Origin of the sequence: Corynebacterium sp. HMSC11E11 (assembly GCF_001807025.1) — a bacterium.
Classification (GTDB): domain Bacteria; phylum Actinomycetota; class Actinomycetes; order Mycobacteriales; family Mycobacteriaceae; genus Corynebacterium; species Corynebacterium freneyi.
Genome location: NZ_KV787135.1, coordinates 69,044 through 75,043, shown reverse-complemented (window position 1 = coordinate 75,043; position 6,000 = coordinate 69,044). Strand labels below are relative to the sequence as shown.

Annotated in this window: 5 protein-coding genes; 2 read left to right on the top strand and 3 right to left on the bottom strand. The window is 68.6% G+C overall.

The window, feature by feature from the left end; translation table 11 throughout:
- Positions 1 to 174: 174 nt before the first annotated feature.
- Together hypB and HMPREF3121_RS05415 are read right to left on the bottom strand one after the other, a co-directional pair.
- Entirely contained in the window at positions 175 to 900 is a 726-nt protein-coding gene (gene hypB, locus HMPREF3121_RS05420) for a hydrogenase nickel incorporation protein HypB (protein WP_246816079.1), read from the bottom strand.
- A gap of 133 nt (positions 901 to 1,033) precedes the next feature.
- Positions 1,034 to 1,393: a hydrogenase maturation nickel metallochaperone HypA/HybF gene (locus HMPREF3121_RS05415; protein WP_035120555.1), complete on the bottom strand. Its 360-nt coding sequence runs from the start codon at positions 1,391 to 1,393 to the stop codon at positions 1,034 to 1,036.
- Between the two features lie 210 nt (positions 1,394 to 1,603).
- Here HMPREF3121_RS05415 and HMPREF3121_RS05410 point away from each other — a divergent pair, with 210 nt between their 5' ends.
- Positions 1,604 to 2,329, top strand: a complete 726-nt coding sequence (locus tag HMPREF3121_RS05410; RefSeq protein WP_035120554.1) for a DUF3800 domain-containing protein — start codon at positions 1,604 to 1,606, stop codon at positions 2,327 to 2,329.
- Positions 2,330 to 2,488: 159 nt separating this feature from the next.
- Positions 2,489 to 4,852, top strand: a complete 2,364-nt coding sequence (hypF, locus tag HMPREF3121_RS05405) for a carbamoyltransferase HypF (protein WP_070520687.1) — start codon at positions 2,489 to 2,491, stop codon at positions 4,850 to 4,852.
- Here hypF and hypE read toward each other — a convergent pair.
- Positions 4,849 to 5,961: a hydrogenase expression/formation protein HypE gene (gene hypE, locus HMPREF3121_RS05400; protein ID WP_083291306.1), complete on the bottom strand. Its 1,113-nt coding sequence runs from the start codon at positions 5,959 to 5,961 to the stop codon at positions 4,849 to 4,851. The two genes, hypF and hypE, sit on opposite strands and share 4 nt — an antisense overlap.
- Positions 5,962 to 6,000: the final 39 nt, after the last annotated feature.

Genomic DNA, 6,000 nt, shown 5'->3' with positions numbered 1-6,000 from the left:
CGGCCGTGACCTGGTACTCTGCCGACGTTCACTTCCGTGTCCTCCCAATCCCCGATGAATCCGAGGACCGGCACCACGATCGGCGGTGCGCACCCCCGTCATCGTCATATGTCGCGGGCGATGTCGCCGCCCGCAGGTTCGTCGTAAAGCTCCGTGAATCCGACGCCGCCCGAATCATCGGTCCCGATTCCCCTCGAGCAGCCACTCCAGCCACGCGTCGAGGCCCTCGCCCGTCTTGGCCGACACCTCGAACACCTTCGCATCCGGATTGACCTTGCGCAGATTCGCCAGGAACAGGTCCATGTCGAGATCCAGGTACGGCAGCAAATCGATCTTGTTGACCGCCACCGCCTCCACCGCCCGGAACATCACCGGGTACTTCAGGGGCTTGTCCTCACCCTCCGTGACGGAGTAGACCATCATCTTCCGGTGCTCGCCGACCTCGAACTCCGCCGGGCACACCAGGTTGCCCACGTTTTCGATGAACACCAGATCCAGCTCCGCCAGATCCAGGCCCTTCAACGCGGCGGAAATCATCGGCGCATCCAGGTGGCACTCGCCGCCGAAACCCTGGCCCGTGTTGAGCAGCGAAATCTGCGCCCCGAGGCCCTCGAGCCGCTGCGCATCCAGCGGGGTCTCGATGTCGCCCTCGATGACGCCGACTCGCACCTTGCCCCGCAACTTCTCCAGCGCATGCCGCAGCAGGGCGGTCTTGCCGGAGCCGGGGGAACTCATCACGTTGACGGCCGTGACGTCGTTGTCGTCGAAAAGCGCCCTGTTCTCCGCGGCGCGGACGTCGTTTTCCGTGAAGATGTCCTCGAGGATCAGCACCCGCTCACGGCCGGTGTCGTACCCGGTGTGATCGCCGTGCTCCGCGCTGTTCGCGTCGACGTGGTTCAGATCGTGGGCATGCGCATGCCCGTGATCGTGCGCATGTCCGTGGTCGTGATGGTGATGGTGGTGATCGTGCGGATGATCGCCGTGCTCATGCGAATGCACCGTGCCGTCGTCGTGCCTGTGGAAGCGGCCCATGTCACGCTCTTTCCCGAGTCTGTCCGGATCGTGGCTCAAGTTCTATGTCCAGCACCCGAAACTCTTCGCCGCCCACGACTTTCGCCGGCTGCCCGCAGGTGCGGCAGTCGAACCCCCACGACTCGGGCATCTCCGCGACGTGGCCGGCGGGGCATTCCAGCACCACCGGTTTCCAATCGACGTCGAGACGGGACGCCCCGAGGTTGGTGTCCTTGACCACGAACCTCCAGGCATGGGCCAGAGTGTCGGGCACCACCTGACGCAGCGCGCCGATTTCCAGCCGGACGACCAGGACTTTTCGGTTGTCTGCGGCCTTGGAGACGATGCGCGCAAGCTGCATGCTCAAGGCCACTTCGTGCATATGTCCCACCTTAGACCCGTATATGAATTACGTGTAGCCCAGCGAAGCCCCGCGACCGGCGACCTGCGGAAACGGCGGCGTTAGTTTGAGCACATCGACGAAAGCGATGGGGAACACCTGTCCAGCCGATTCGGGCGGGCGTTCGCACGGTCACAGGCCTGGCACTACTCGGCGACCGACTTCATCCGCGGGGCGGGATACCCTCGCCCCATGCTGCACGCATTCGTCGACGAGTCGGAATCCGACGCCGACTATTTCTTTCTGTCGGCTCTCATCGTCAAAGAAGACGAGCTCGAGCCGTTGAACCGGGCATTGGACGACTTGATGGTGCAGTACAGCACGTCGACGCCCATTCCGGCAGCAGCGGAGCTGCACGGGCACGACATGATGCAGCAGAAGTGCGATTGGAAAGGCCTGCCGGTCCGGTTATGCGCCGCCGTCTACCTCAAAGCCATGACGATCATCGACGAGCACGCGACAGCGCTCTACGTCGAATGCATTGACCGAGTCGCACAATCGGAACGCTACGCGCGGCCATTCAACCACCGGACGATCAGCATCGGTTTCATCCTGGAGCGGATCAACGAGTTCGCCGAAAAACACGATGAAACCGTGACGGTCTACCTCGATGACCATTACACGGCGGAGGAAGGACGCAAGGAATTCGTCAACTACAAAGCGAACGGGACGTTCGGCTTTCGAAGCTCGAAACTCGCGAGGATCGACTCACTAGACTTCTACGACTCGCGCGCCCACCGCGGGCTCCAGGCCGCCGACCTGTGCACGTACATCGCGAACAGGATTCTCACCCAGAAGGCGGCCGCCCCGAAGGTGGTGAAGCTCCAAAACCAGCTGTGGGGGCGAGTGTCCACCATCCGTGACCGGGGTCGGTATCGGGTCTGGCCCACGCGCACGAAACCCCGCTACCAGGGGTAACGGGGTTCGGCAATGCGGAGTCGTTCACACGAACGATCTCTACGCCTCTGATCCTACAAGCCGTTGAGTCTTTTGATCAACGGTCGACGCCTGGTCAATCGTCGCAAACCGCGCCAACTGCACCGATGAGGTGCCGGCACCCACGGTTAAGCTCGCATCATGACCGAAATCCGGCGCGAACATCTGCTGCGCGGGGTGATCCAGGGCGTGGGGTTCCGCCCGCACGTCGCCGCCGTCGCCGCCCGGCATCGCGTCTCCGGGTTCTGCGGCAACGACGACCGCGAGGTGTTCATCGAGGTCCAGGGCGAGTCGGCGGAGGTCGACGCCTTCATCACGCAGGTGCTTGACGACGCCCCGCCGCTGGCCCGCGTCCTGTCGCACGTGGTGCGCGATCTGCCCGTCCGGAATGGCGAATCCGGTTTCCGCATTCTCCCGTCGCGGCGGGCCGATGGCGCCCGCACGCTGCTGCCGCCGGACGTGGCGACGTGCCCGGAGTGCCTGGCGGAGATGCGCGATCCGGGCAACCGGCGCTTCGGGTACCCCTTCATCACCTGCGTCAACTGCGGGCCGCGGCTGACCATCATCGAGGACGTCCCCTACGACCGTCCGAACACCACGATGCGGCAGTTCCCCATGTGTCCGGCGTGCGCCGCCGAGTACGCGGACCCGGGCAACCGGCGCCATCACGCGCAGCCGATCAGCTGTTTCGACTGCGGTCCGCGGCTGTGGTTGGAGGAGGGCGGCCGGGTCCCCGCCCCGGAGCGCTCCCCGGGGTTCATGCGCGCGACGATCGACCGCGCCCGGCGTCTGCTCGACGACGGCGCCATCCTGGCGGTGAAGGGCATCGGCGGCTTCCATCTGATGTGCGACGCCGCGAACGAGGACGCCGTGACCGAGCTGCGCCGCCGCAAGCATCGTCCGGCCAAGCCCTTCGCGGTGATGGTCCCCGACGTCGACGCCGCCCGGGCTCTGGCCGACGTCGGCGACCCCGAGTTGTCGCTGCTGGCCTCGCCGGCCCGCCCGATCGTCATCGCGCCGCTTCGCCCCGACGCCCGCCTCGCCCCGTCGGTCGCCCCCGGGTTGGGCGACGTCGGCGTGATGTTGCCGTATTCGCCGCTGCACGAATTGCTCGTCGGCAAGCCCCTGGTGGCCACGTCCGGCAACCCGCCCGGCGAGGCCCTGTGCCACGACAACGCGTCGGCGCAGGCGCGGTTGGGCCACATCGCGGACGCGTTCGTGCTGCACGATCGCGGCATCCACGTGCCGGTGGAGGATTCCGTTTTCCTCGGCGTCCGTCCCGTCCGGCGGTCGCGCGGCATCGCGCCGCTGCCGCTTCCCATGCCGGCCCCGCCTGACGACGGCGACTCCCCCGCCCACGTCCTCGCAGTCGGCGGTGAACTGAAGAACACGTTCGCCGTGGTCGACGACGGGATGGCGCACGTGTCGCCGCACATCGGGGACATGCGCTCGGCCGTGACGCAGGCGTCCTATGGGCGGGCCGTCGAGCGGATGCTGCGGATGCGGCGCGTGGAACCCGACGTCGTCGTCCACGACCTGCACCCCGACTACGCGACGACCGCCTGGGCGGAGCGGTACGCGGACGAGCGCGAGGACGAGGGTGCGCGGGTGCGGTTGCTCGCCGTCCAACACCACTACGCCCACGCGCTGTCGTTGCTGGCCGAACACGGCATCGCAGAGGGACCGGCGGTCGTCGCCACCCTCGACGGCACGGGGTACGGCACCGACGGGACGATCTGGGGCGGCGAAATTCTGACGCTCGGCATCGGCGATGGGGGCGACCTGCGCGACTGGGAGCGGACGTGGCACGTGCCCGCCTTCGACTTCGCCGGCGGCGACCGATCGATCGAGCGGCCGTGGCGGACGGTGGCGTGCATCGCCCATTCATGGGGCCTGGACCTGCCGCTCGACGACCATGACGGCCCGGAGCTCACCCTGCTCCGGTCGCAGCTGGCCGCGGGCGTCGGCGTGGTGACGTCCACGTCGCTGGGCCGCATATTCGACGCCGCCGCCGTCCTCGCCGGCTGCGGGGACACCTGGCCCGACGGGGCCGTCACCCACGAAGCCCAGGCACCCATGGAATTCGAGCAGCTGGCCCGCACCGCCGTGGGCCACGTCGACGGCGAATCCGCGGCCGGTTCGGCGACCACGATTCCGGAGCTGCTCGTCGAGCTCGCCGGGGCCCGCTCATCCGCTCCGGCGGGGCGGGCGGTGCGGGCGATGCGGGCGCTGCGGTTCCACGTCGGCCTGGCGCGGATCATCGGCGAGCAGCTGACCATCGCCGCCGACGCCGCGGGCACGGACGTCGTCGGCGTCACCGGCGGCTGCGCCCTGAACCGACTGTTGATGACGGCCCTGCGCGACGACCTCGCCGCCCGGGGACTGTCGCTGCTCGAGCACCGCGTGATCCCCGCCAACGACGGCGGACTCGGCGTCGGTCAGGCGATGGCCGGGTGGCTGGCGACGCGGGACCGTCGCGCCGCAGGGCCGGGCGTCGGAAACTAGCAGATCCGCGGCAACGGATCGCCGACGAGCATGTCCACCATGCGGGTGCCGCCGAAACCGGTGACCAGGACCACCGACGCGGCGGGTTCGGCGACGACGCGGCCGATGACGCGGGCCTCCGGGGCACCGGCCCCGTGGAGCGCCGCGATGGCCGCCTCGGCGGAGGCATCCGGGACGACGGCGGTGAACGTGCCTTCGTTGGCCACGTACAGGGGGTCGATGCCGAGCATGTCGCACGCGGCGCGGGTCATGTCGCGCACGGCGATCGCCGAGTCGTCGAGGACGATGCCCTTGCCGGAACCGCGGGCGAGTTCGTTCATGACCGTGGCCACGCCGCCGCGGGTGGCGTCGCGGAGGAAACGGACGTCCGGCACGGCGGCGAACAGGGCCTCCACCAGATCGTTGACGGCGCGGGTGTCGGACTGGATCGGCGCGTCGATGGCCAGGTCGCCGCGGGCCATCATCACCGACATGCCGTGATCGGCGATGGGGCCCGACACGATGATCCGGTCGCCTTCCCCGATTTCGCCGTATCCGGTGCGCCGACCGGCGGGCACCACGCCCACGCCCGCGGTGGTGACGTACATCTTGTCGCACGCCCCGCGGGGCACGACCTTCGTGTCGCCGGCGACGATGTCCACCCCGGCCCGCCGCGCCGCACGCGCCATCGATTCGACGATGCGCCGCAGCACATCGATGGGCAGGCCCTCCTCCAGCACGAACGCCGCCGTGATCGCCTTCGGCGCCGCGCCGGCCATCGCCAGGTCGTTGACCGTGCCGTTGACGGCCAGCTCCCCGATGTCGCCGCCGGGGAACTCGATGGGGTTGACCACGTACGAGTCGGTGGACATGGCCAGGGACCCGCCGGCCGCGGCCTCCCCCAGCACCCCGGCCAGGGGCAGCACCGCGGAGTCGCCGCCGTCGGGCAGGACGTCGCCGCCGAAGACCTCCCAGAAGACGTTTTCCACCAGCGCCGCCGACGCCTTGCCGCCGGCTCCGTGCGCGAGCGTCACGTGGTCGTCGCGAAGCCTGTGTTTGCGCGCCCGCACGCGGTCGATGTTGGCGTTGACCCGGCCCTCGTCGTCGTTGAGGCGGTTTTTGGGATCCACTGCTGCTCCTTCGTCGGGCGGGTTGTCGTCGCGGTGTCG

Excerpts from the sequence above, each read along its gene's own strand:
- HMPREF3121_RS05415 (WP_035120555.1), bottom strand. The coding sequence starts at position 1,393 with ATGCACGAAGTGGCCTTGAGCATGCAGCTTGCGCGCATCGTCTCCAAG.
- HMPREF3121_RS05410 (WP_035120554.1), top strand. The coding sequence starts at position 1,604 with ATGCTGCACGCATTCGTCGACGAGTCGGAATCCGACGCCGACTATTTC.
- hypF (WP_070520687.1), top strand. The coding sequence starts at position 2,489 with ATGACCGAAATCCGGCGCGAACATCTGCTGCGCGGGGTGATCCAGGGC.